General features: G+C 65.5%; 20 protein-coding genes, 1 tRNA gene and 1 pseudogene. 7 read left to right on the plus strand and 15 right to left on the minus strand.

Features of this window, described 5'->3' with window-relative positions:
* Positions 1-2: 2 nt before the first annotated feature.
* The 3 genes from OHQ90_RS03160 to OHQ90_RS03170 all read right to left on the minus strand — a co-directional run bounded on the left by OHQ90_RS03160 (position 3) and on the right by OHQ90_RS03170 (position 4,424).
* A complete protein-coding gene (locus OHQ90_RS03160; protein ID WP_328407142.1) occupies positions 3-1,283 on the minus strand; it encodes a YibE/F family protein in 1,281 nt (426 codons plus the stop codon).
* Between the two features lie 436 nt (positions 1,284-1,719).
* Entirely contained in the window at positions 1,720-2,976 is a 1,257-nt protein-coding gene (locus OHQ90_RS03165) for a pyridoxal phosphate-dependent aminotransferase (protein ID WP_328412495.1), read from the minus strand.
* Positions 2,977-3,083: 107 nt separating this feature from the next.
* A complete protein-coding gene (locus OHQ90_RS03170) occupies positions 3,084-4,424 on the minus strand; it encodes an XRE family transcriptional regulator (protein WP_328407144.1) in 1,341 nt (446 codons plus the stop codon).
* 262 nt (positions 4,425-4,686) lie between these two features.
* Here OHQ90_RS03170 and OHQ90_RS03175 point away from each other — a divergent pair, with 262 nt between their 5' ends.
* Positions 4,687-5,142: a hypothetical protein gene (locus tag OHQ90_RS03175; RefSeq protein ID WP_328412497.1), complete on the plus strand. Its 456-nt coding sequence runs from the start codon at positions 4,687-4,689 to the stop codon at positions 5,140-5,142.
* Between the two features lie 214 nt (positions 5,143-5,356).
* Here OHQ90_RS03175 and dcd read toward each other — a convergent pair whose 3' ends face one another.
* From dcd to OHQ90_RS03210, 7 genes are all read right to left on the minus strand, one after another.
* On the minus strand, positions 5,357-5,929 hold the full coding sequence (gene dcd / locus OHQ90_RS03180; protein ID WP_328407146.1) for a dCTP deaminase: 573 nt from the start codon (positions 5,927-5,929) through the stop codon (positions 5,357-5,359).
* 65 nt (positions 5,930-5,994) lie between these two features.
* On the minus strand, positions 5,995-6,765 hold the full coding sequence (locus tag OHQ90_RS03185; RefSeq protein WP_328407148.1) for an alpha/beta fold hydrolase: 771 nt from the start codon (positions 6,763-6,765) through the stop codon (positions 5,995-5,997).
* A gap of 69 nt (positions 6,766-6,834) precedes the next feature.
* Positions 6,835-7,302: a DUF2961 domain-containing protein gene (locus OHQ90_RS03190; RefSeq protein WP_328407150.1), complete on the minus strand. Its 468-nt coding sequence runs from the start codon at positions 7,300-7,302 to the stop codon at positions 6,835-6,837.
* On the minus strand, positions 7,299-7,448 hold the full coding sequence (locus OHQ90_RS03195; RefSeq protein WP_328407152.1) for a hypothetical protein: 150 nt from the start codon (positions 7,446-7,448) through the stop codon (positions 7,299-7,301). The genes OHQ90_RS03190 and OHQ90_RS03195 overlap by 4 nt, the downstream gene beginning before the upstream one ends.
* 49 nt (positions 7,449-7,497) lie before the next feature.
* The gene (locus OHQ90_RS03200) at positions 7,498-7,698 is read right to left on the minus strand and encodes a hypothetical protein (RefSeq protein ID WP_328407154.1); all 201 of its coding nucleotides are present in this window, start codon (positions 7,696-7,698) and stop codon (positions 7,498-7,500) included.
* 154 nt (positions 7,699-7,852) lie between these two features.
* Complete coding sequence (locus OHQ90_RS03205; RefSeq protein ID WP_328407156.1) at positions 7,853-8,287, minus strand: hypothetical protein; 435 nt, start codon at positions 8,285-8,287, stop codon at positions 7,853-7,855.
* 1,176 nt (positions 8,288-9,463) lie between these two features.
* Positions 9,464-9,610, minus strand: coding sequence for a hypothetical protein (locus OHQ90_RS03210; RefSeq protein WP_328407159.1), 147 nt, complete (start codon positions 9,608-9,610; stop codon positions 9,464-9,466).
* Positions 9,611-10,434: 824 nt separating this feature from the next.
* Here OHQ90_RS03210 and OHQ90_RS03215 point away from each other — a divergent pair.
* A complete protein-coding gene (locus OHQ90_RS03215; RefSeq protein WP_328407161.1) occupies positions 10,435-12,981 on the plus strand; it encodes a helix-turn-helix transcriptional regulator in 2,547 nt (848 codons plus the stop codon).
* Positions 12,982-13,074: 93 nt separating this feature from the next.
* Here OHQ90_RS03215 and OHQ90_RS03220 read toward each other — a convergent pair whose 3' ends face one another.
* Both OHQ90_RS03220 and OHQ90_RS39315 read right to left on the minus strand, forming a co-directional pair.
* Complete coding sequence (locus OHQ90_RS03220) at positions 13,075-13,581, minus strand: GNAT family N-acetyltransferase (protein WP_328407163.1); 507 nt, start codon at positions 13,579-13,581, stop codon at positions 13,075-13,077.
* Positions 13,582-13,594: 13 nt separating this feature from the next.
* Positions 13,595-14,397: pseudogene (locus tag OHQ90_RS39315) on the minus strand (IS110 family transposase).
* Between the two features lie 510 nt (positions 14,398-14,907).
* On the opposite strand from OHQ90_RS39315, the gene OHQ90_RS03235 reads away from it, so the two are divergent.
* Entirely contained in the window at positions 14,908-16,287 is a 1,380-nt protein-coding gene (locus OHQ90_RS03235) for an aminotransferase class V-fold PLP-dependent enzyme (RefSeq protein ID WP_328407168.1), read from the plus strand.
* Between the two features lie 1,031 nt (positions 16,288-17,318).
* Here OHQ90_RS03235 and OHQ90_RS03240 read toward each other — a convergent pair.
* The gene (locus OHQ90_RS03240; protein ID WP_328407170.1) at positions 17,319-17,861 is read right to left on the minus strand and encodes a hypothetical protein; all 543 of its coding nucleotides are present in this window, start codon (positions 17,859-17,861) and stop codon (positions 17,319-17,321) included.
* 363 nt (positions 17,862-18,224) lie between these two features.
* Here OHQ90_RS03240 and OHQ90_RS03245 point away from each other — a divergent pair, with 363 nt between their 5' ends.
* A complete protein-coding gene (locus tag OHQ90_RS03245; protein ID WP_328407172.1) occupies positions 18,225-18,839 on the plus strand; it encodes a GNAT family N-acetyltransferase in 615 nt (204 codons plus the stop codon).
* Between the two features lie 82 nt (positions 18,840-18,921).
* On the opposite strand, the gene OHQ90_RS03250 is transcribed toward OHQ90_RS03245, so the two are convergent.
* The gene (locus OHQ90_RS03250; RefSeq protein WP_328407174.1) at positions 18,922-20,220 is read right to left on the minus strand and encodes a cytochrome P450 family protein; all 1,299 of its coding nucleotides are present in this window, start codon (positions 20,218-20,220) and stop codon (positions 18,922-18,924) included.
* Between the two features lie 308 nt (positions 20,221-20,528).
* Between OHQ90_RS03250 and OHQ90_RS03255 the strand changes: the two genes are divergently transcribed.
* From OHQ90_RS03255 to OHQ90_RS03265, 3 genes are all read left to right on the plus strand, one after another.
* Positions 20,529-20,602, plus strand: a tRNA-Gly gene (locus OHQ90_RS03255).
* Between the two features lie 452 nt (positions 20,603-21,054).
* Positions 21,055-22,347 carry an alpha/beta hydrolase gene (locus OHQ90_RS03260; RefSeq protein WP_328407176.1) on the plus strand — a complete coding sequence of 431 codons (1,293 nt, stop codon included), beginning with the start codon at positions 21,055-21,057 and terminating at the stop codon, positions 22,345-22,347.
* Positions 22,348-22,612: 265 nt separating this feature from the next.
* On the plus strand, positions 22,613-22,915 hold the full coding sequence (locus OHQ90_RS03265; protein WP_328407178.1) for a DUF1905 domain-containing protein: 303 nt from the start codon (positions 22,613-22,615) through the stop codon (positions 22,913-22,915).
* A 29-nt stretch (positions 22,916-22,944) separates the two neighbouring features.
* Here the strand turns inward: OHQ90_RS03265 and OHQ90_RS03270 are convergent, their stop codons facing one another.
* Complete coding sequence (locus OHQ90_RS03270; protein ID WP_328407180.1) at positions 22,945-23,277, minus strand: hypothetical protein; 333 nt, start codon at positions 23,275-23,277, stop codon at positions 22,945-22,947.
* Between the last annotated feature and the right edge of the window lie 67 nt (positions 23,278-23,344).

Here is a 23,344-nt window from a genome sequence, read left to right on the forward strand (position 1 = left end):
CCTCAGTTCTTCGCGTGCCGCGCACGACGCGCAGGCGCGGACGGCGCCTGCTGCTTGCCGCCGAACGGGCGCGCGAGCATGACCGCGATTGCGGTCGTCAGCGGAACCGACAGCGCGAGCGCGATGCCGCCGACCGCCGAGCGCGCGATCTCGATGGCCACCGCGTCGCCGGTCAGCACATCGCGGATGGAGCGGCCCGCGACGCTGAACAGCAGCAACAACGGCAGCGCACCACCGGCGTAGGCGAGCACCAGGGTGTAGACGGTGCTGGCGATGTGGTCGCGGCCCACTCGCATCGCGGCAGCGAAAACCTCGCGGCGCGAGGCCGATTCGTCGAGGGCGGCCAGCTCGAACGCGGCGGAGGCCTGGGTGATGGTGACATCGTTGAGCACACCGAGCGAGCCGATGATGAAGCCCGCCAACAGCAGCCCGGTAATGCTGACGTGCTGAATGTAGGTGGCGACGTTGGTGTTCTGTTCCTCCGACAGCCCGGTCAGGTGCGTCGTCTCGATCGCGACCCAGGACAGCACCGCGGCGAGCACCATCGATGTCAGTGTGCCGAGCAGCGCCGAACTGGTCCGCAGGTTCACCCCGTGTGCGAGATACAGCACGGCATAGAGAATTAGCGCCCCCGAGACAAGCGCGACGGGGATCGCGGGTTTTCCGTCCAGCAGCGCAGGCAACAGGAACCCCACCAGCACGGCGAAGGCGAATATCAGTCCGAGCAGCGCGCGCAGCCCGCGCCAGCGCGCCACCACCACGATCACCACCACGAAGGCCAGCACGATCAGCAGCAACGGCAGCCCGCGCGAGTAGTCCTCGAAGGAGTACATCGGCGTGCCGTTCGGATCGGTCTGCCGGACCAGTCGGATGTGGTCACCGGCGCGCAGGTCGGGTTGTCCTGGGCCCGGCGCGATTTCGAGCAGCGTGTGATTGCCCTTGTGCGGCCCGGAATCGATGGTGATCAGACTGCGCTGGCAGGTGTAGGCGTTGTTGCGTGGTACTTCCGGCTTGTCGACGAAGACCTTACCGATCGAGGAGCTGCCGCACGCGCCGACGTCCTGTAGCACCACCGTTCCGGCCTCGGTCTCCACCGCGCCGCCGCCCGCACTCTGCATCGGCAGCGGGATGTCGACGTGCTGGGCGCTCGGCCACAGGACGATCGCGGCGATCACGACCAGCACACCGATGGCGGTGAGTAGCCCGATCACGACGCGGGCGGCGTTGGTGCCGATCGCGATCGGTTCGGAATGGTCGTGGTGGTGGTGATGGTGGTCGGTCATGACACCGCCGTGCGCTGTGGCGACGGTGCGCTTGCTGCGCTCACTTACCGGGCTCCTGCCTGTCGGACGTGTGCTTGTCCGGTGCCGAGCTTAAAGGATTTCATTTTCAAGTCTGCGCAACGGACCGGAGCGGCGTTCGAGGCGAAATCCGGAACGGAGAAAGTGGGAGGGGGCGGCGGAGAGCAGGGGGATGTCTCCGCCGCCCGCGAGCTGGCGCCCAGGGGGGTAGGCGGCCGAACTCGAGGTCGGATCGTCCAGGGGGGGTAGACAACCCGACCGGGCACTCTAAAGTGCCAAGAGCCACTGTACACAAAAGGTCTTCTTTTGCGCTAGCTAGTCTTGAAAACTCGCCAATATCCATACGGTGAGTCGGTTTTTTACCGCGTAAGCGGGGCGGTTTGGTTGCCCCGAACACGCTGGGTCCCTAATCAGCCACTCACTGACGGTAGCTGGACAGGAAATTGCCGAAGCGCTCGATGGCCACCGCAAGATCCCGAGCCCACGGCAGCGTGACGATCCGCAGATGATCGTGATCGGGCCAGTTGAAGCCGGTGCCCTGCACCATCAGGATCTTCTCCTGCAACAACAGATCCAAGATCAGCTTCGAATCATCTTGGATCTCATAGACGTTCGGATCCAGCCGCGGGAACGCGTACAGCGCACCCTTCGGTTTCACACACGAGACGCCCGGGATCATATTGAGCCGCTCCCACGCGACATCACGCTGCTCGAGCAACCGCCCGCCGGGCAGGATCAAATCCTCGATGCTCTGGTGTCCCCCGAGCGCCACCTGAATCGCATGCTGTGCAGGCACATTCGGACACAGCCGCGTCGAGGCGAGCAGGTCGATGCCCTCCAGGAAGCCCGCGGCATGCTCCTTCGGCCCGGTGATCGCCAGCCAGCCCGACCGGTAGCCCGCGACCCGGTAGGCCTTGGACAATCCGTTGAACGTCAGACACAGCAGGTCGGGCGCGAGCGTCGCCAGCGAAATGTGCTTGGCGTCGTCGTAGAGAATCTTGTCGTAGATCTCGTCGGCGAGCAGCAGCAGCCGATGCTTACGCGCGATATCGACCAGCTGCTGCAAAACCTCGGCGGAGTACACCGCGCCGGTCGGGTTGTTCGGGTTGATCACCAACAGGGCCTTGGTCTTGTCGGTGATCTTCGACTCGATATCGGCGATATCGGGCTGCCAGCCGTTGGACTCGTCACACAGGTAATGCACCGGGGTGCCACCGGCGAGGCTGGTCATCGCCGTCCACAGCGGATAGTCGGGCGCCGGGATCAGCACCTCGTCGCCATTGTCGAGCAGCGCCTGCATGGTGATGGTGATCAGCTCGGAGACGCCGTTGCCGAGATACACGTCGTCGACATCGAGCTCGGGGAAGCCCGCGACCAGCTCGTAGCGGGTGACGATGGCGCGCCGCGCCGACAGGATGCCCTTCGATTCCGAATAGCCCTGGGCATACGGCAGCGCGGCGATGATGTCACGCATGATCACATCGGGAGCCTCGAACCCGAACGGGGCGGGATTGCCGATATTGAGTTTGAGGATCCGGTGACCCTCCGCCTCGAGCCGTGCCGCGTGCGCATGTACCGGACCACGAATTTCGTAGAGAACGTCCTGCAGCTTTGTCGACTGTTCCAGAACGCGCGGCGGATGATGCGGTAGATGACTCGGGCTCACCTGTCCAATGGTGCCATCCCGCCGCAAGCACTTATCGGCCTTATCGGCGCGAGGAGACCTGCGCCACTGCCAACCCCGCACGCGCAGGGCTGCGGGAGAAGACCGAGGTCGCGGGCTCAGGCCGACGAATTGCCCGGCGGAATGCCTTTGGCCGCGGTGATGCCGCAGAATTCCTCGATGCGTTCGTCGAGGAACCGCGCCTCCACCGCATCGCGGAAGGCGGGACCGGCGATGCGGCGCCGTACACCGGTGAGTCGCTCCTCCAATTGGGCGATGCGCTTGTCCTCGGCCAAACCGAGCACCGGATGCAGGGCCTCGGCCGCACCGTCCAGGCTGCCGTTGATCAGGTGCGCCGCGGCGCTGTCCACCCGGGCCAGGGATTCGGCGCCGTAGGAGCGCTGCTCGGTCGGACCGTTCGCATACAGCTCGATGGTTCGCTCGGTGGCGGCTAATGCGGGGGCCGCCTGGCCGAGGTGGATATAGGTGGCGCCCGCGTAGTAGCTGGCCTTCGCCTCGTTGAAGCCGAATACGCCGCCGATCTCATCGTGCAACGTGTCGGTCTCGCCGGTCTCGCGCGCATCGTCCGCGGCGCGGATGCACCGATCGGTGTCGGCGGCACTGCCGAGGCGAGACCAGATCCTGGCCTCGATATTGAGCAGGCGCACCCGCGCGGTGGCCGACTCCGCGAACTCCTGCCCGCTCTGCGCGAGCAGCACCGCGCGGCGCGGCCGCTCCGACCAGTATTCGATGAGCGCGTGCATGCCGCGGGTCCAGGCACGCAACCCGTTGTGGCCGCACAGTTCCGAATAGGCCCATGCGGCTCTGGCCTGTTCACCGGCCGCGTCGTAGTAGCCGAGGTCGGTGCTCGCGTTGGCGAGCAGACCAGAGAGAGTGCCTGCCAACAGATATAGGTGACTGGTGTCGGCGGGCCGCTGATGTCCCTCCAGTAGTCGGTACACCCGGCGACGCACCCGCAGCATCTCCACCATCATCGGAACCGGCGGAATGTGCACATAGTCGTTCGCGATGCGCGTGACATCGGCATCGAGCTGTTCCAAAGTGGTTGCACCCACATTGGTGCTCTCGGCCTGGCCGGCGTGCTCGCTGGCCTCATGGGCAGCCGCCATGATCAGATCCCTCTCCGAAATCGCCGCTAACGCATCACCTCTCATCGCACCGGCATCTATGAGAGCCAGCAGGTCCGCGTCGCTCGAATAATTGGCGCGCGCCGCGGCGTCGGCATGCGCATCGAATCCTGGCGCGGCAGCACGATCAACAAGGGGTTGATCGATCAGCGCCGCAAACCTCGCCCGCACAACATCGTCGGACCTGGCCAGGGACGTATCGAGAGCGGCTTGATTGATCGGACGTGGGTGTACCCGGGCGCCGCCGGCCTCCCACTTCGACACCAGGCGTTCGTGCACACCCAGATGCGCCGCGAACTCCCGGAGACTCATCCGCTTGGCATCGCGAAGGGCACGGGCCTCTTTACCTGACCACTGCCGGACCACGATGTCATCCCTTCGAACGAACAACTCCTATCCAGGGTACGAGGGGTTTGTGAGTGCGGCCACAGTCAAAGGCAATTCGCTATCAGGCAAGGCAATCGGCGCAGGGGGCAGTCGCGTGAGGGGCAGCGGAATGGCAGTGGAAGGCGGGCGCGCGGGCAATACCGAACCGCCGCCGTTGCCGCGACCCTTGAAGCAGGAGGCGAGGAGTATGGCCGTGAACGTGGACAGGATCAGAACAGTCGACGATTGGGTGGCCTACTACCGGCACGAGTTCGGGCTACCGGTCAGCGAGCGAGGCGGGTTCGTGATGCTGCCGATTACCGGTCGAGTGTGTGTCGTACATCTGCCGACCGCCAGGGCCGAAAAGGTCATGGCGGCTTTGGAACAGCAGGGGACGAGGGGCCCCATGCTGGCCAGGCAGATCCGATGGAGCTTCCTTGCCGAGCCGGACAGCCGGCCGGGGACACAGGTATTGGAGGTGTTGAACCGTCTCGACATAGGCATACCTGCCATCGGCAGCGCCGTGATGTTGCCGACCGGACTCGGCCGCTGGACCCGGGAAGGGTGCTTCTGGGTCAGCCTGCCGAATCGGGGCGACACGCTCCCACCGCTTTCCGTCATCATCACGACGGCACTCGCGGTCGGAGCGGGCGGCGGGGATTGATTTGCGTCATCAATCCCCGCTGGCGCCGGCGCCGACCCCGAGCCGGGCCCACCCCTATTTCCGGCAGTCGACAGGGGTGGACCCGGCCCTGGGGCCGTGACATCGAAGTACGAGCCGTGACATCCGCGGCGGAATCCGGCTGGAGCCGAAGGCATTCGGCTTCGACCAGGGCGCAATGCTCGGCGACGCATCGAGGAAGGCTCGCCGAGCAGCCCTAGGTCGGCAGCGGGAAGTTCAGGTAGGACTTCGACGGTGTCGGACCGCGCTGACCCTGATATTTCGACCCGGTGCTTGCACTGCCATACGGGTTTTCGGCCGGGCTCGTCAGCCGGAGCAGGCACAGCTGACCGATTTTCATGCCGGGCCACAGCGTGATCGGCAGGTTCGCCACGTTGGACAGCTCGAGGGTGATGTGGCCGCTGAAACCCGGATCGATGAAGCCCGCCGTCGAATGCGTCAACAGACCGAGCCTGCCGAGGCTCGACTTGCCTTCCAGTCGTCCGGCCAGGTCGTCGGGCAGCGTGCACACCTCGAGGGTGGAGCCGAGTACGAACTCACCCGGGTGCAGCACGAACGGCTCGCCCTCGCCGGGCTCGACCAGGCTGGTCAGCTCATCCTGCCGCTGCGCCGGGTCGATATGGGTGTAGCGGGTGTTATCGAACACTCGGAACATCCGATCCAGTCGCACGTCGATACTCGACGGCTGGATCAGGGTTTCCAGGAGCGGCTCGACGCCGAGACGCCCAGCGGCGATCTCCGCACGGATGTCACGATCGGAAAGCAGCACGCGACGAGACTACTGCCTGCCCGATAGGGCCTGTCGGCGTGGCATCCGGCTTCGGTGTTGTCGAGTTACCGCGACTGGAGGAAATCGCGCACGGCCGCGGCGAATCCGCCCGGGTCGCCTTTGTGCACGAAATGGTCGGTGTCGAGGGTGATCAGCGCCGCATTCGACCTCTTGACGCACATCTGCTCGGCGAGCGCGGGGTCCACGCACGGCTGCTTGTTGCCGACGACGAGTAGGGCCGGGCATTCACTACCGAGCCAGTCAGCCCAATAGTCGCCGGCGACAAGAGCTTCGGAGTCGACCATGTCCTGCGGAGCGAACGGCAATCGCCAACTGCCGTCCGGGTTCTCGCGCAGCACCTCTGCGAACATCGGCGCCGCGAACCCGAGCGCGTCGAGCAGCCCTTGCCTGGTCGATGCCTGCTGCGGCCACCCGAGTACAAAGTCCAGCGCGCCGGTGCTCACATGGACCGCGCCGATTTCTTCCACTATCAGTGCGGAGACCAGGTCCGGGCGGCGGGCCGCGAGCCGCATTGCGGTGATGCCTCGGCCCGAGTGTCCGAGAATCGCGACGGGTCCGACTCCCAGGTGCTCGATCAGCGCGACGGCGTCGGCAACATAGCCCTCGAGCGAGTAGTCGGGTGCGCGATCGGAGTCGCCGTGCCCGCGCTGGTCGGGCGCGATGACCCGCCACTGTGGCGCAAGATCGGCCGCCAGCCGCGCCCAGCTCGCTCCCTCTTCCAAGTGACCGTGCAGCGCGAGCAGCGGCCTGCCGTCCCCGCCCGCGTCGAGGTAGGAGATCCGGCGGCCGTCGATGGTGAGTTCGTTTCTGTGCATGCACGAGACACTACAAAGATTTAGACATTTGTGCAACACATATGTACAAGACGAATGTCCAATTCGTGGTCAGGTCGCCATACGCTCGGCATGAACGCGGACGTTCGAACCCGATGAGCGTTGCGCCACAGGGGAGTTCGACAGGGGATCACGGATGCTACGGGGTGTCGTTCGAAGTCTGTGTGTGTAAAAGAATGCGACGGAACCGTATTCGGCCTGCTCGTCGTTCTCCGGCCCGTGCTCGATACCGAAAAGCAGGCTGGATCGGTAGTCCACCGCTTCGGCGAGCATCAGGCGGTAGGCGGTCACGCAGTAGTCCTCGCATCGATCGTCGGTAATGCGGACACTCGGCTGCCCGGTGAGCGGCAGGCTGTAGCGAGTGCCGTGGTCGAAGAACCAGCCGCCCTCGTAGAAGTCCTCCGTGCCGGTGCCGTGGAGCTGCGGTACCAAGGAGTCGTCGACATAAACGCGCTCGTCGACTTCCAGGAAATGTGGGCGCAGGTCGCCAGGGAACGGCTCGATCCGACGGCTGCTCATCGAATGCGCGGCCGTGCCCGGGCCACGGCCGGGCCGGCACTGGTGTCGAGGGTGGTCAGCCCTGCCTCGACGGCGGCTTCGACCGCCGAGGGATCGGTGACAGCGGACACGATGTCGATCTCGACGGCATCGGCGGCCGTAAGCACGTCCAGGCATAGGCACTCAGGCCGCGCCCCGACACCTGCGCCCTCACGGTCAGCACCGACGCTGTTCGCGCAGGGTGGCGAGTTTAGCCTCGGCCATCTGCAGCACCGATCCGACCGCATCGGCCTCCACTCCCAACGCCTGCGCGATCACCTCGTCGGTAACACCGGCTGCGCGCAGGCGCAGCGCCTCGGCATATGGGAAGGGCAGCCGATCCACCACCGAGCGATCAAGCTCGTCCTCACTGCTCATCTCACCCGTGCTCCTTTCCCGACCCGGGGCAGCGCGGACCGCGCGCGTACCGCGTCCGATGTACTGCCGGAGTCGTCGAACGCGATGGCCGGCCGGAGGACTTTCGCCCGCCGGCCGGGCACGTGCCCCTCGTCTGTCCCCCGCAGGGGCGGGGTCACCGCAGGGCGGGATCGGTCGTCAGCGTGCCGCTACCCCCACCGACCAGCATTCCGTCGACCCCGTCGAGCACCGGGTTGGCCAGATCGACCGCGACCTCGAGCTTCGAGTCGAGCACCAGCTTCGGGAAGGCTGGGGCTGGGGGGCGCGTATAGCAGACGGTGTGGACCCAGCGGATTCCGGGCGCGACCTGTGAAATCAGCACGCTCTGCCTGCCGCCGGCGGGGACGTCGATCTGTCGGTTGCCACCGCCGTCAACCGTTACCGAGCACCCCAGCGGATCGAGCTCGGTGGAAGTGACGGTGACCTTCACTCGTTCCCGTCCGCCGACCGGGTCTTGGTTCACGTCCGCGAAGGCCATCGCGGGCCACCCCGCGACCACGGCCGCACCGCTCAACGCGACCACTACAGCGCGAAACATCTTCCTTCTCATCTCATCTCTCCTTTCTCGGCAGCCGGGACTCGGTACCGCGGCTGCGGGATCGCGGGCCATAACCGACCCGAACCAAGTCTCGAGGCGCAAGCAGCGACCAGCTGAAGTAATCGGCTACCCCAAACCGGATGCAACCCCTGCCACACCGCGCACCAAACACCGCGCGCACGCCATCCAGGGGCGCCGCAGGGGTGGTGTGCAGCAGCGGCCACAGGCTGGCTAACCGATCGGCGAAACACCGGAACGAAGGCTCTTGCACCGTAAAATCGCGCAGGTTCCTTCTGGACGGCCACCGCGACTGTGATGCCCAGCCGCAGTGCTGGATGTGGAGTACCAGGTGGTGGGGGATCGGCGAACCCGACGTTGGACGCTGTCGACTCGATGTTCATCAGTGCGGGCGGCTCGGGCTGGCCACCAACGCGACACTATGGCGCCCCTGCCATCCCCATGGCGGGTCGGATGTCCGGCGGCGTGATTACAGCCGCACCGCGTGGACACCCCGGGGCAACAGGCAATGTCCGCAGCCGGACTACAACCGCTTGTACGTCGCCTCACTCAGCTGAAGTTGGACGCTGGTCGCAGTTCCGGTGGTCTGCTGACCCTGGTTCCGGTCGAACGGTTCACCGCGACAACGCAATCCATGCCCGGGGCGCCGACGGCATCGCTGATCGAACCCTGCCCCGGGAGCCAGCGGAGCACGCACACTTGCTGTATTCGAGCGCAGCGATGACTGCCGACGACTTCACCGTTGGCACTGCAGCAGGTGAAGGAGTTCATCAACGCAGACGTGCACGAGAGGATGCGTGCCAATGGTTGGCCCGAGCTGTCCGAGCCTCGCCGATTCGGCCCCTTGCTTCTACGACTGCGGCAAAAGGGGTTCATCGTGAAGGTAGCCGGTTGCGGGCAACTCCAGCACGTTCGCATGGCGGTGTGACATCGGTATGGCGAAGCAGAGCCTTGCAGCAGTGACCCGGTCCGTCCCGACTGTCGGGTGTCGCCACTCTGGTTTCCGGCAAGGTGGAGCGATGCGCGTCTACGGATGCCGGCGAGTTGGGTGGGCAGGTGTCTATGTCGGTGGGGTTGTGTGCATGACGGCCTCGCTCCGATCTGTAGCGCCCGTTGCTGGCATTAGTCCAGGTCGGCGTCCGCGGCGAGGTCCAGGTGGGCGATCGAGGTTCAGGGCCAGAATGGTGGGGCGTGGTCGGGGACTTTCTGGGCGATCATGATGAGCCCGAAAGGGATGCCGATCCCGGCGCTGCCGTCGTTGTTTTGCAGCAGTCGTCCGCCCAGCAGTTCGAGGTAGAACCAGGGCTTCGGGGTCATCGCAATCCAGGGATCGTCCGGCCAGTTGAAGGGGCTCTCATCGACAGACTCCTGTACTGCTGTGCCGGATGAAATCGGATCGAGTCATGGTGACATCACGTCGTCGCTGACGTCAGCGTATTTCGTTAGGGTTCTTTGCTTTTCGGAATGGCGTAGGCGGCACACTGCGGTGCCCGCAGGCCCGAGCCGTTGACTTTCGATGATGAACTACGAACACGCGCCCCTCTTTCGTGGTGTGGTGTCGTGAACACCACGTCGGTGCGCCCTTCTGTCCTGCGATCGTTGCGCGTTCGAGCTGTCGGCGTCGATGCGTCGGTGGAGATCGGACGCCGATAGCGAACGCCGGAGTGGTCGGTGTTCGCCGCGCGGCGGGTGGCCGGGGAATTGGGGTAGTGGGCTACGCATGCCATCGCGGTGTTCTCGGAGAAAGGTAGTCGGTGCGGTCCGACCGCATCGGGATCTGTATTTCGATCGGAGGCGATCAGCAAATGACATCGGTGACTACTCTGGATAGGGAACAACTGGCCACGATCCGCGGACACGACCAGCGATGAAACCCCGCAGAATCGGGCCGTTTCGTGGTCAGAGTGCGAGCACGCGGGTACCGGCCGCAGATCCCGAGGCGGTCGGGCTATTGGATACACATCTGGTGCGAACCGAACTCGCCGTGACCGGGGTGCGTCATGACCGGAATTGAGTGCTCGAACCACACGCCGCCAACCCCGCGGGCCGTCGAGGCTCGCCACGCTGAGTTCGCGGCGGCTCAATGGCCTCTGGTCGGGCGTCGAGAGGAGTTGGACTGGGTAGTCGAGCACACACACCCAGTGTCGTTGGGCGTGTTGGTGGCGGGCCCAGCCGGGGTGGGGAAATCGCGATTGCTGACCGAAGCCGTAGCGCACTGGCGTGCACGTGGCCGCCCGTGCCATTACTTCCACGCCAGCCGTTCGGCCCAGGCGGTACCACTGGGGCTGTTCGCCGCGGTCGCCGATGCCGCCTCGGTCGACCCGCTGCGCCGTATCCGCGCGGTGGTGACAGCGCTGACGCACTGCGACGACCCTGCTGTTCCGGTTCTCTTGGTCATCGATGACGCTCATCTACTCGATGACCAGTCCTCGCTGGTGCTGACCCAGATCGTGCACCACCATCTCGCGACGGCATTGCTGGCCGTACGCACCGGGGCGGACTCGCCCGACGCGGTCACCGCGCTGTGGAAAGACCAGCGTCTGCGTCGTCTGGACCTGCAGCCGCTGTCGGTGTCCGAAACCGCCACTCTGCTCACCTGTGTACTCGACGGACAGGTCGAACATTCTGCGGTTTCCGAGCTGTGGCGATACACCCGTGGCAACGTCCTGCATCTGCGGCACCTGGTCGATGGCGAACTCGCCGCGGCGCGACTGGTCGACCGTGGCGGAGTGTGGGTATGGCAGCGCGGCGAGGGCATCTCTTCGCCGTTGGCCGAGCTGATCGAGTCCACCATCGCCCGGCAATCACCGAGTGTGCTGGCTGTGATCGACCTGCTGTCGGTGTCGGATCCGATCGAAACCACGGTGCTGGAGATACTGACCGGTGTCGAGGCGATCGGTGCCGCGGTGGATGCCGCGCTGGTCACTCTCGACACCGTCGGTGCGGGCTCGATGGCCCGCTTGGCTCACCCACTGTTGGGCGAAGGCCGCCGCGCCCGCACCACCCCGTCGCGACTGCGCGCCTTGCGCGGGCAGATCGCGACCGCCCTGGCCAGTTGCGGGACCGCCACCGGGCTGGTCGATTTCGTACGCCGCGCGGTGCTCGTCGCCGACTCCGACCTGCCTCCGGATCCATTGATGTTCGCCGAGGCGGCAGAAGCGGCACTGAGACTGGCCGACCCTGCCACCGCCGAGCGACTGGCTCGCCGTGCGGTGGAGACGGGCGGCGCACGCGCGGCACAGATCGTGCACGCGAGGACGCTGCTGCACTGCGACCGCTACGACGAAGCGCTCTCGGTGAATACCGCGCTGCAAGACAGTGCCGAGTCCGATCGAGAAGCTGTGCTCTTGACGCTGAGCCGTATCACCTACATGGCCGGAAAAGCCGACTACGCTGCCACGGCCGCAGAGGTCACCAGAATTGAAAAGGCCGCTAACGCATGCGGTTTGCACCGCCCCTACAACGCGATCGCAGCTTGGGCGAAGCTGCCGCGCGATCACCCGGCAGCGATCACGCACGCCTGTGCGGCGCTGCAGGCACAGGGCTGGCTCGATGAGTCCTTCGGACTCTTTGCTCTGACCTCGCTGGTAGCCGGACACAGCATGCTCGGCAACTACAAGCAGATGACCGCGGCGGCCGAAGACGGCTACCGGCTGGCAGGCAACTCCGCCGACGCCGCCACCCTGCACTACATCATCGGCATCTTCCACCTCGAGGGATACTGTCTCGGCGGTTACCTCGACGCCGCGACCGAACTGGTTCGACAGCTCGACCACGTACCGGGAGACTTCCCCACAGCTTTCGCCTTCCGGGCGATCTTCGCGGGCATGCTCGCCTACACCCGAGGTGAGCTGTCCGCGGCGACATCGCACTTCCGGGAGGCATTGGCGATCGCGGCCTCGTTCGAGTCGGTGTGGCTGCCGGGTTTCGCACAACTGAGCGTGGCCACACTCGCCGCAATGGCGGGCGACAACGGTACGGCCACAACACTGCTCGACCGATACGAGCCTTTCGGATACCCCGACCCGACACGGTTCACCTACGCGCACCTACTCGCGCGCGCCTGGACCCAGGCCGCCGCCGGCACCGTCACCCATGCCATCGCCTTGGCCAATCAGGCCGCCGATCTCTCGCAGGAACATCGACGACCTGCGCAGGAACTCATGGCCGCCCAGACCGCGACCCAGTTCGGTGACCGCACCCAGGCACACCGGCTCGGCGAACTCACCCGCCTGGTCGAAGGCCCCCGCCCCGTTGCCGCAGCCCTACACGCTACCGCGTTGTCGGACTGGGACCCTGCGGGTCTGGTGGAAGCGGCGCGGTGCTACGAGGAATTCGGTGATCTCGTCGCTGCGGCGGACACCTTCGCGCAAGCAGCGGATTTGTTGCGTCGCAACGGATATCGTGGTGCTGCACTGACAGCGACGGCGTCGGCGCGCAGGTTGGCCGCGATCACCGGCGCCGATACCCCCGCGTTGCGTGCCAACAACGTCCCCAGCCCGCTGACCACCCGTCAACGCGAGGTCATCGCTCTGGTTGCGGCGGGGCTCACCAACCGCCAGATCGCCGAAAAACTGGTCATGTCGGTGAGGACGGTCGAAGGTCACCTGTTTCGAGCCTCACGCAAGACCGGGATCACCACGCGCGCGGGCCTCGCCGCTGCCTTGGACCCCACTGCGAAACATTGACACTGCGTGCCGACCTCGACCCGGTCCCGATCGCTGAGAACACCGGGTAACGTGTCCCTATGGTTCCTGTCAACCGGTCGGGGAAGTTGAGGATCAGCTACTCGGTGGAGGAAGCGTGATCCAGTAGCGTTGAGCGGGGCCGAGTTCGGTGTCGCGGACTTCTTCGAAGACTCCGCCCAGGCGTTGGATCGTTGTCGCGGAAGCGATGTTGTTCGCGTCGCAGACGAGCAGGAGCCGGTCCATGCCGAGCTGACGGGCCTGGTCGAGCATGCCCCCTAACGCCCAGCTGGCCAGCCCGCGCCGCCGCGCGGACGGCCGGATGCCGAAGCCGATGTGGCCGACTCGGAGCGCGTAGTCGTCGAGGTGGTGGCGCAGCGCGATTCCGCCGAGGACCTGGTGGCCCTCGCGTATCCACCGGTAGGTCGTCTGGGCCGACTCGTCGGTCAGTCGCTTCACCCAGGCTGCGAAGCCGGCAGGCGAGTCGACGTCGTCGGCCGGTGTCAGCCCGAACCCGTCTTCGTGTAAGCCGGGCCCCCACTCGGCATGCGCGTCAAGCCAGGCGCGGTGCAGGCGTGTGGTTGGTGCGATCAGGTCGGGCATGTCGCGACTGTAGCTAGTGGGCCGGGTTCAAGGCTGGCTGTCGCAGCGGGTTGCGGTAGGGCTCTTTGGTTTTCAGCATGGCGTAGATGACGTCGCAGCGGCGTCGGGCCAGGCAGATGAGGGCGGCGTTGTGTTTCTTGCCCTCGGCGCGTTTTCGGTCGTAGTAGGCGCGACTGGTCGGGTCGTGCAGGGCGGCGAACGCGGACAGGAAGAACGCTCGTTTGAGCTTGTGGTTGCCGGATCTGGCGGGGTGTTCACCTTTGATGGAGCTGCCGGAGCGGTGGGTGACCGGGGCGATGCCGGCGTAGGCGGCGAGGTGGCCGGAGGAGGCGAAGGCGGAGCCGTCGCCGACTTCGAGCAGGATTCGGGCTCCGGTCCTGACTCCGACGCCGGGTGTCCTGGTCGGCTTCGACGACGACCTGGCCGGAGAGGCCACCCGCACCATCAACCGCATCCGCGGTCTGCTCACATGGTGCGGGCCGCGTCGGCGATGATGAACGCGTCACGGGCGTCGGTCTTGGCTTGGCCGGGGTAGAGATCGGCGATGCGGCGCATCGCCAGGCCGGGCAGGTAGGCCACATCGTGGCCGCAGGCGCGGGCGACGGTGACCGGCAAAGCGCCGATGGTGTTGGGCTGGTCGACCACGATCAGTAGCCGACCGCGGTTGGCGAGGCGGTCGAAAACTGCGCGGAGTTTAGCTTCGTCGTTCGGTAATGCCTTGTCGTGCAACCGGTTCCCGGATACGTCAAGTCCGACCGCGTGATGTTCGCCCTTGCCAACGTCAATGCCGCAGAACACGGCGTACGCCTGTGTCACTCGCAGTTCCTTCGTCGCGTGGAGCCCGGACGGCCGCCCGATCTGGCGTCAACGCCCGGCACCCACGTTACGAAGAGACCTACGATCGGCCCTGTCCCTATCAGCGGTCCGTCGACGCCACCAGGAACCCGGTGACACCACCCCCCGGATCATGCGAAAGACAGGGGCAAGAAGTCATACCGGGCCTGGCGACCGTGGCCCTGGTTCAGGGCCACGAAAAAGGTAACGGGGGGACGAATGCGCTGTAACTCCGCGAGGTGCGCGATCGCATGAACCGCCGGGGTCAGTCGATTCCGCGGGCGGATAAGATCGCGTCTGCCGCTCGACCGCTCCGCATCTCGTGTTCGTTCGCACTTTCGGTAGGCACCCACCGCATCAGCGCACCTACGAAAAGAAGGAGTACGGGGGAACGGGCCGTCTCGAGCGCCGCGAACCCGACCGCCGATGGCCGAAACACCTGTGCCCCAACATATGACCGCCGAAGAGTTTCGCCGTCATGGGAGGGCGGTGGTGGATTGGATCGCGGACTACTGGGAACGGGTGGAATCGCTGCCGGTGCGGTCTCAGGTGAAGCCGGGACAGGTACGCGGGCAGCTGCCGTCCACACCGCCGGAGGTGGGCGAGCCCTTCGACGCCGTGTTGGCGGATTTCGACACGATTGTGGTTCCGGGACTGACGCACTGGCAACATCCTGGATTCTTCGCCTACTTCCCGACCAGCACGTCTGGTCCGGCGGTACTCGCGGAGCTGCTCGCGTCCGGGCTGGGCGTGCAGGGGATGCTGTGGCAGACCAGTCCGGCGTGCACCGAGCTGGAGCAGCATGTACTCGATTGGCTGGCCGAGATGCTGGCGCTGCCCGAGAAGTTCACCTTCGCGGGCACCGGAGGTGGCGTCATCCAGGACACGGCATCCAGCGCGATACTCGTGGCGCTGGTCGCCGCGCTGCATCGGGTCTCCGGCGGACAGGTGGCCCACGACGGTGTCCAGCGCGGTCGCTACGCCGTGTACACCTCGACACAAGCGAACTCCGCGCTGGAGAAAGGCGTGCGTATCAGCGGCCTCGGCGCGTCATCGATACGGTTCATCGAAACGCGTCCGGACCTGTCGATGGATCCGGAAGCGCTACGGCTGGCGATGAAAACGGATGTGGCGCAGGACATTATCCCGGTCATGGTGATGGCCACCGTGGGTACCACCTCGACCGGTGCGGTCGATCCGATCGAGTCGATCGGCCGGATCTGCCGGGAATACGACGTATGGCTGCATGTGGACGCGGCCTACGCCGGGGTGGCCGCGGTGTGTCCGGAGTTGCGGTGGATTCATCAAGGGGTCGGCGCATATGCCGACTCCTACGCGACCAATCCGCACAAATGGATGCTCACCGCATTCGACTGCGACGCTTGCTATGTCGCCGATCGGGAGGCACTGGTGGGCGCGCTGTCGGTGCTGCCGGAATATCTGCGCAATACCGCGACGGACTCGGGCGCGGTGGTCGACTATCGGGACTGGCAGGTGCCCTTGGGGCGTCGCTTCCGGGCGCTCAAGCTCTGGGCGGTTATCCGCTGCTACGGGGTCGAGGGTTTGCGGACGCATTTGCGGCACAGTGTCACGCTGGCACAGCAATTCGCCGCATGGGTAGATGCAGACGATCGCTTCGAGCTGATGGCCCCGCATCAGCTGTCATTAGTCTGCTTCCGGCTTCGAGGGCCCGATGAACCCAATCAGCGGCTGCTCGAGGCGCTGAATGCATCCGGTCGGGTCTACCTGTCCCACACCGTGGTTCATGGCGCGTTCACGCTTCGCCTGGCGATCGGCGGCACGGCCACCAGGTACGAGCACGTCGCCGCCGCCTGGGATCTCATCGGCCGGATCGCCGCCGCCTGCCGGTGAGCGCGCACTCGGATCGATCAGCCCGATCCGCCGTTCTCCGAGCTTGCGCAAGACGATCACAGCGGAGGACTGATGGGGGCGCACCACCGTGCGGAGGCTGGTCGCGGCGTCACCGACGAAGCGTTCGCATACGCCTTCGTGTGCCCCGTATACAGCAGTGAGTGCGGCATGCAGGCGTTCGACCCCAGGGTGCACCGCGGGACTGTCCATGCCGTGCCGACATTGCCGGAGCGTGGCGACCAACATGCGATGATCCACCGACAGCAGCCCGCTGAACCCCGCCGAGACATGGGGTGGCGTCATCAGCGGTCGTATCTGCTCCCGATATTCCGTGGCGCTGAAGTTCGCGGTGATGCGCAGCGCCGCAGCGCTGGAACGAAACAGGGCCGCTGCGGTATCGAGGCCCGCGGTGGCGGCACTCGGGATGCCCAGCCGTACGGTTCGGCAGGCGTGGCGCAGGGCCACCGTCGCCACTTGGGTCAAGACCGCGAAGAGGCGGTGACCCTCCACCCACCAGTCGAGCGGCGCCCATGCGGTGTCGTCCCGTGCGGGCGGCACCTGCGTCAGCGACCGGAAGACCTCTGGGGGCAATGCGACAGACAGTCCAGCGAGCAGGTCCGGTTCCTGTCGCGGCGGGATCTGCGCGGCCAGTCGGCCGGTGAACTCCTGCAGGCTCCGCATCAAGGCCGTCCGCCACAGCGAGGCGGGATCCCGTGGTACACGTTGGATGCCGAAGAACCTGTCGTGCTCGGCCTCCCCCACGGTCATGGCGTGGATATCGACGCCCGCAAGCGATGCACGGCCGTGGGACCACAGCGCTGTCATGGCCTCCGGCAGCATCCCGGGGTGGGCGAGCAGCACCGGCTCGCGGATCGGTCTCTCCGAATAATTGCTCATAACGAGTGCACCTGACTCGTAAAGAATCTGGGAACGTGTAGGACCTCGGGCGTCGGCACCGCCGCCGCATCGTCAGTCCCAATCGGGTGCGGCTGATTCGTCCGCGCTGTCTGCGCGGCCTGCGGGCAAGTCGATCAGAATATCGACAGCGTGCCGGTGAGCGTGGCTTCGGTCAGACCCGGACAGGATTGGCCGGATGCGGTCACGGTGTTGTCATCGGTGGCCGGATGGCCGACATAGTTCCCCGTGAGAATGGTGATCGGAAAGACACCGGGCCCCGCGCCGGCGGATTTGCTCTGCACGTTCACACCGGCGGAGATCTTGCTGGTGGAACCATCCGACCAGGTGATTTCACCGGTGCCAGAATGCACTGACACCTCGCCATCGCAGGATACGAATTCGGTTCCGGTTTCACTCACATGGACCGGGGTCGGACGTCCTTCATCGACGGCCGGTCCGGCGCAGTCGGTGAAGTCGATCCCGGCATTCCACTCGATGGTCGCCGGCTCGTTGCGTATTCCAGGGGCAGCCCAGGACACCGCGCCCGACTCCTGACAGATCATTATCGCCCCCGGAGCCAGGCTGGGCAGTGCCGCACTGTGCGTGATCAGCGGGGGCGTGGCGAGCAGCACGCCGAAAACAGCGACGGTACCGGCCAAGCGGTGACTCGTAGACAATGCATGTCCTTCCACCAGGAATACGTTCGGTCGGCTTGGTGCAGCGCTTGGGCACCGGTTATGCCGGTGTGTGCGTAGAACATCCCACGTATCCGTCGGCATACTTTGAATCTTCGTTGTCGACTGCGCCGAGGATGGCTGTCAGGAGGCGACACGAGAGACCAGAAGAAATCGCACTAACGCGCCATTCACGTGTCGGTGGGTAACAACGCGGGCTGATCCAGCGCGGCGCCGCCTGTCTTCCCCGATGACGAGGAAAGCTGACCGACGTCAGCCTCACTGGTCAGTTTCGCCGCGCTACTCGGCATCGAACCATCTCAGCACCGTGCCTGCCAGGCCCGACTTCGTTTGGACGGAGGAGCGATGATCAGACGCTCGCAGATTCGCCGCGCGACTGCGACCGATGCCAGCAGGATCGCCGAGCTGATCGCCGTAGCCTTCCACTCCTTGGAGGTCGCGGCCTGGCTCGTGCCAGACTCCGGCGAACGCGCACACGTCCTGCCGGCCAACTTCGGCATCGGCATCGACCAAGCGCTCAGCGACGGCGAGATCCACCTCCTCGATGACGAGTCCGGCGAACTCGCGGCGACCGCCGTTTGGTGGCCCCAACCAGCCGGACCAACTTCACCGCCAGGCGACTACACCACCCGACTCGCCGCCGCCTGTGGACCCGCCACGGGGCGATTCCAAGTGCTGGACCAGCGATTCGCCGACAGCCACCCGCACACCGTCGCGCACCACTACCTCGTATACCTCGCGACCCGCCCCGACCTCCAGGGGCGTGGGCTGGGCACCGCACTTCTGCGATACCACCACAGCCACCTTGACAACCATCGCGTACCCGCGTTCCTCGACGCCAGCAGTCCGATATCGCGTGCCCTCTACCAGCGGCACGGCTACGAGTGCCTCGGCGCTCCTTTTCGCCTGCCGGACGGTCCGCCGATGTGGCCGATGTGGCGGGAGCCGAAAAGCGCGTAGCTCCTCGATCACCAGTGCTTCGGCTCGACCGGCACCAGCTTCGAGTTCGGAACCACCCAGCTGCTGACCTCGAACTTCCGGCTCAGGGTCCGAGGAGAACCGGCAGTTCGCACAGTTCGTTTTGTGTCACCGTCGGATTGTGGCGCAACTCCTCGGCGGGAACCGCGAGTGTCAGGTCCGGGAACCTCTCATACAACATGGAAAGAGCCATGTGCCCCTCCATCCGAGCCAAGGTCGCACCCACGCAGAAATGTGGGCCGTGACCGAAGGACATGTGGCGATTGGGGGCTCGGGTGACGTCGAAGTCCTCGGCAGTGCGGCCGTGTTGACGCTCGTCGCGGCCGATCGCACCGTAGGAGACAATGAGGGCCTCGCCGCTCCTGATCACTATCTCGCCGACTGGGACGTCCTCGGTGGCGAAGCGGATGAGGAAGTTCGAGTTCGGCGCGGAATAACGCAGGGTCTCCTCGACCACGGCATCCCAGCCCACGACGCCGCGGCGGACCAGTGCCAGTTGGTCGGGATGGGTGCAGAGGTTGGCTACCGCGTTGACGATCAGGGAGACCGTGGTCAGGTAACCCGAGCCGATCAACAGTTGCAGGGTGCTGACGATCTCCTCGTCGGTGAACATGTCACCGCCGCCGTGGGCGACGGCAAGCAGGCTGGTCAGGTCGCCGATAGGGGATGCACGGCGCGCAGCGGCCAGAGACCGCATCATCGCGGTCAGCTCGGCCTGATTCGATGCCACCTCCTCCGGCGGCGTCTGGGTCGAAAGGAACTTGTCGAACAGGACCGAAAGCCTAGGCTGGTCCACCAGGTCGACACCCATCACCTCGCTGATAACCCTCATCGGCAGCCGGCAGGCGAAGGCTGCTTTCAGATCGACCGGTTGCCCGTCGTTCGGCAGAGCATCCAGCAGTTCCCGCGTCAGTTCGCCGATGCGTTCGCGCATCCCCTCCACCTGCCGGGTGGCGAACGCCTGCGCGACCGGGCTCCGCAGCCGTCGGTGGTCCACGCCATCCACGGTGAACATGGAACGGCCGTGGTCCACCACACCGATCAACGGCCACTCGGGCGAGATCTGCCCGCGCTGCCAAAGAGCCCACACGTTGACGTCCTTGACCAGACGCGGATCGGTGAGCAAATGTCTGGCCTCGGCGTCGCGGGTGACCGCCCACGCGGGTATTCCGCCAGGCAGTTCCACCGCGACGAGCGGGCCGGCGGCCCGTAGCCGAGCGTTTTCGGCCTCGATGTCTCTGACAAGCGGATCGAGGACAAGGCGGCCCGTGCGAACACACGGTTTGGTTGTGCCGAAGACGGCCGGTTCGGCGGCATCGGGCTCGCTGGTATAGCGGATGTGGTCGGGTGTTGACGGGGTCAAGGAACTCGTTGCTCCTTTGGGTTCGTGGGAGCCGGTGAACGGCTGCTGTGGTGCACGTCGATCTTCTGAGCGATGGCGCCCGTGTCTGCGGCGAGGATTCGATGCTGGTATTCGTGGTGAGCGCGGACTCCTCGGTGAGAACGAAGCGCGAGTCCCGGCAACCACTTCGGGCGTGTGGCCTGATGGCTGCCGAAAGCAAGGCGTAATAAGGACCAGGCCCGTTCAGTGCCTGATGCCGGCGTCGACACACCAGGACTTGCAGCGCATAGTGCCTGATCTGGTAGGCTCGCGATCGCGCTCACGCGTAGGCCGATGTAGTTCAATGGTAGAACTTCTGCTTCCCAAGCAGACAGCGCGGGTTCGATTCCCGTCATCGGCTCCACACGAAAAGATCCCACTACCAGGGCATTCCGATTTCAGGCCGATTGGCCTCGGTCTGCGGTGCAGCCAAAAGTGCAGCCAATCCACTCCTTCCTCGATTCCCGGCCACGGGGTTCCAGTATCGGTGTTGTCCTGCGCTGGGGTGGGCATCGACGGTAGTGGAATGACGCTCGTCGATGCCACTGCGGTTGGCTGGAGCAATCCGGCCGTTCGCAGATGTGTGCCGCGCGGCAGTACCGGAGAGTGAGGCGGGATCGCTCGCTGGAGTGATGTGGTCGGTCGAGGGTCGCGGCGACGATCATCCGTATGCACTTCCGTCGCAAGATACTCGGTGTGACCTTGGCTTCGACACTGGTCGCGGTGGCATCGGCCGCCTGCACTTCCGCCGCGAGTCCAGCGCAAGCACTGCACTGGCAGCCTTGTGCCGAGAAGGTCGAATTCGACTGTGCGACAGTGACTGTGCCCATCGACTGGTCGGACCGAAACGGTTCGACAATCGACATTGCCGTGGTGCGGGATCGGGCCGACGATGCCGCAGGGAAGATCGGAACGCTTGTTTCACTACCCGGTGGGCCCGGCTCTTCGGGGGTGGACGAAATCCTGCGGGGCGGAAAGTTCTCGCCGCAGCTGCAGGCGCGGTTCGACATCGTCAGCATTGATCCGCGCGGGGTCAAGCGCAGCCATTCGGTGCAGTGCGATTCCGGACTCGCAGCGAGCCACCCGAACATGGTGCCGGACACCGGCGGGCGGTTCGACGATATTCATTCGTACACACGAGATCTCGCGGAAAGCTGCCGCCAGTACACCGGGCCGCTGATCGATCATCTCGATGCGGCGAGCGTCGCACGGGATGTCGAGGCGCTGCGGTCGGCGCTCGGCGAGGATCAGCTCACGCTCTACAGCCGCTCCTACGGCACCATGCCGGCGCAGGCGTACGCGGAGCTGTTCCCGAAGCGATTGCGCGCCTCGCTGATGGACAGCGTGGACGATCACAGCTTGGACGGTCGCGGGTTCCTGGCCAGCGAAGCACGAGCGGGCCAAGACACTTTCAACGAATTCGCATCCTGGTGTACGCGCGACGAGCAGTGCGTCCTGCACGGCGTCGACACCCACCGCGTCTATGGCAAGCTTTTCGCCAGCGCCGAGCGCGGCGAACTGCGAGATGCGGAGAAGCCCGACACCCCGCTGGGCCCACTCGAATTGAGCCGCAAGGTCACCCAGCGACTCTATGCGCCCGAATGGCCGCGACTGGCGACCGAACTTCGAACACTGACCGAGCAACCGGCCGGCCTCCCGATGCCGATTGCCCCAATCGAGCGGTCCGGCAAGCCGACGACAATGCCGGAGATCATCCTGTGCTCCGACTGGCGCTTCGACATCACCGATCACAACGACTGGCTGGGCCTCTGGCGCGAACAGAATGCCAACACCCCCACCCTGCGCGCCCATTTCGCCTGGGCCGCAGGCACTCTCTGCTCCGGCTGGCCGACCCCACCGCAGAACCCACAACACCGCCCGCAGATCGAAGACGGCCCACCGATCCTGATCGTCAACTCCTTGCACGACCCCGCAACCCCCCACGAATGGGCAACCCAGGTAGCCGCCCGAACCCCACGCGCAACCCTCCTGACCTACACCGGCTGGGGCCACGGCGTCTACAACCGCACCCCCTGCACCACCACCGCGGCCGACCAATTCCTGACCACCCTGACACTGCCGAGTACACCTAGTTGCGCGCCCGCCTGACCTGGTAAATACCGCGGACCTCGTCCAGTTCGGTTCGCAAACACGAATCGGAGACTCGAATCGGTTCGCGTTCGTCCTGGATGGCGGCGGCCCGAGCGAGGAGATCGTGGTCATGGCGTTGGCTGAACTCAGGGAATTCGACCGCGTCCCCGCCCCGTCGTAGGGGCTGGCGTTCACTTCTGGGGTCGGCAACAGAAGGCGGGCGCGGGTACCCGGCCCAACGATCGCTCGGCCAGTTGTCGGCGCCGCTCGCTACAGTCACGCGGTGGCGGTAGCGCGGTACTCGTTCTCGGCGGAGGTCTGGGAACACAGTGGGCAGGGGTCGTGGCATTTCGTGAATCTGCCCGAGAGCATCGCCGATGAGATCGAGGAGAGGTACTCGCACCGGGCCGGTGGGTTCGGCGCGGTGAAGGTGGAGGTGACCATCGGCGGTAGCCGTTGGTCGACCTCGCTGTTCCCGGACAAGTCCCGGGCCACCTACGTGCTTCCGGTGAAGAAGCCGGTGCGGATCGCCGAGCAGCTCTCGGCCGGATCCGAGGCGCACATCGAACTCGTCGTCATCCTCTGATCCGCGCACCGGCTCGACTCATGATCGGGTCAGTGCTGTGCGAGGCATTCGCTGACGATCTTGCCGGTGGCCTGGCGGGCCTTGTCGGCGTCTTCCTTGCTCATACCGAGGGTTGTCGGGTCGACAACCTTGGTGTCGTACTCGCTGCCTGTCATCTTGCGCAGGCCCTCCTGCGAAATACCCTGCTCCACATAGAGCTTTGCCGCGCATTCGGCAAGCTTCGGGTCCTGCAGGCCCTTGTCCTGCAGCGACTTCGAGAGATCTGCCTGGGTTATCGCGGTCGGCGCCGCGTCCGTGTCGTTACCGCACGCCGCCAGCATCGGCAGCGCGACAGCGGCCGCGGCGATCAGGAAAATCCGCACCTGACTCCTCTTCTCAGTAAGCTTGTGACATTAGGGCGGCCACTTGGTAGACGCCGCAACGATAATG

It is taken from the genome of Nocardia sp. NBC_00403 (assembly GCF_036046055.1).
GTDB lineage: Bacteria > Actinomycetota > Actinomycetes > Mycobacteriales > Mycobacteriaceae > Nocardia.

Coding starts and splice junctions, on each gene's coding strand:
- OHQ90_RS03160 (WP_328407142.1), bottom strand. CDS start 1,283: ATGACCGACCACCATCACCACCACCACGACCATTCCGAACCGATCGCG.
- OHQ90_RS03185 (WP_328407148.1), bottom strand. CDS start 6,765: ATGCACAGAAACGAACTCACCATCGACGGCCGCCGGATCTCCTACCTC.
- OHQ90_RS03245 (WP_328407172.1), top strand. CDS start 18,225: ATGATCAGACGCTCGCAGATTCGCCGCGCGACTGCGACCGATGCCAGC.
- OHQ90_RS03220 (WP_328407163.1), bottom strand. CDS start 13,581: ATGCCCGACCTGATCGCACCAACCACACGCCTGCACCGCGCCTGGCTT.
- OHQ90_RS03210 (WP_328407159.1), bottom strand. CDS start 9,610: ATGACCCCGAAGCCCTGGTTCTACCTCGAACTGCTGGGCGGACGACTG.
- OHQ90_RS03190 (WP_328407150.1), bottom strand. CDS start 7,302: ATGAGCAGCCGTCGGATCGAGCCGTTCCCTGGCGACCTGCGCCCACAT.
- OHQ90_RS03175 (WP_328412497.1), top strand. CDS start 4,687: ATGGCCGTGAACGTGGACAGGATCAGAACAGTCGACGATTGGGTGGCC.
- OHQ90_RS03200 (WP_328407154.1), bottom strand. CDS start 7,698: ATGAGCAGTGAGGACGAGCTTGATCGCTCGGTGGTGGATCGGCTGCCC.
- OHQ90_RS03170 (WP_328407144.1), bottom strand. CDS start 4,424: ATGAGTCTCCGGGAGTTCGCGGCGCATCTGGGTGTGCACGAACGCCTG.
- OHQ90_RS03205 (WP_328407156.1), bottom strand. CDS start 8,287: ATGAGAAGGAAGATGTTTCGCGCTGTAGTGGTCGCGTTGAGCGGTGCG.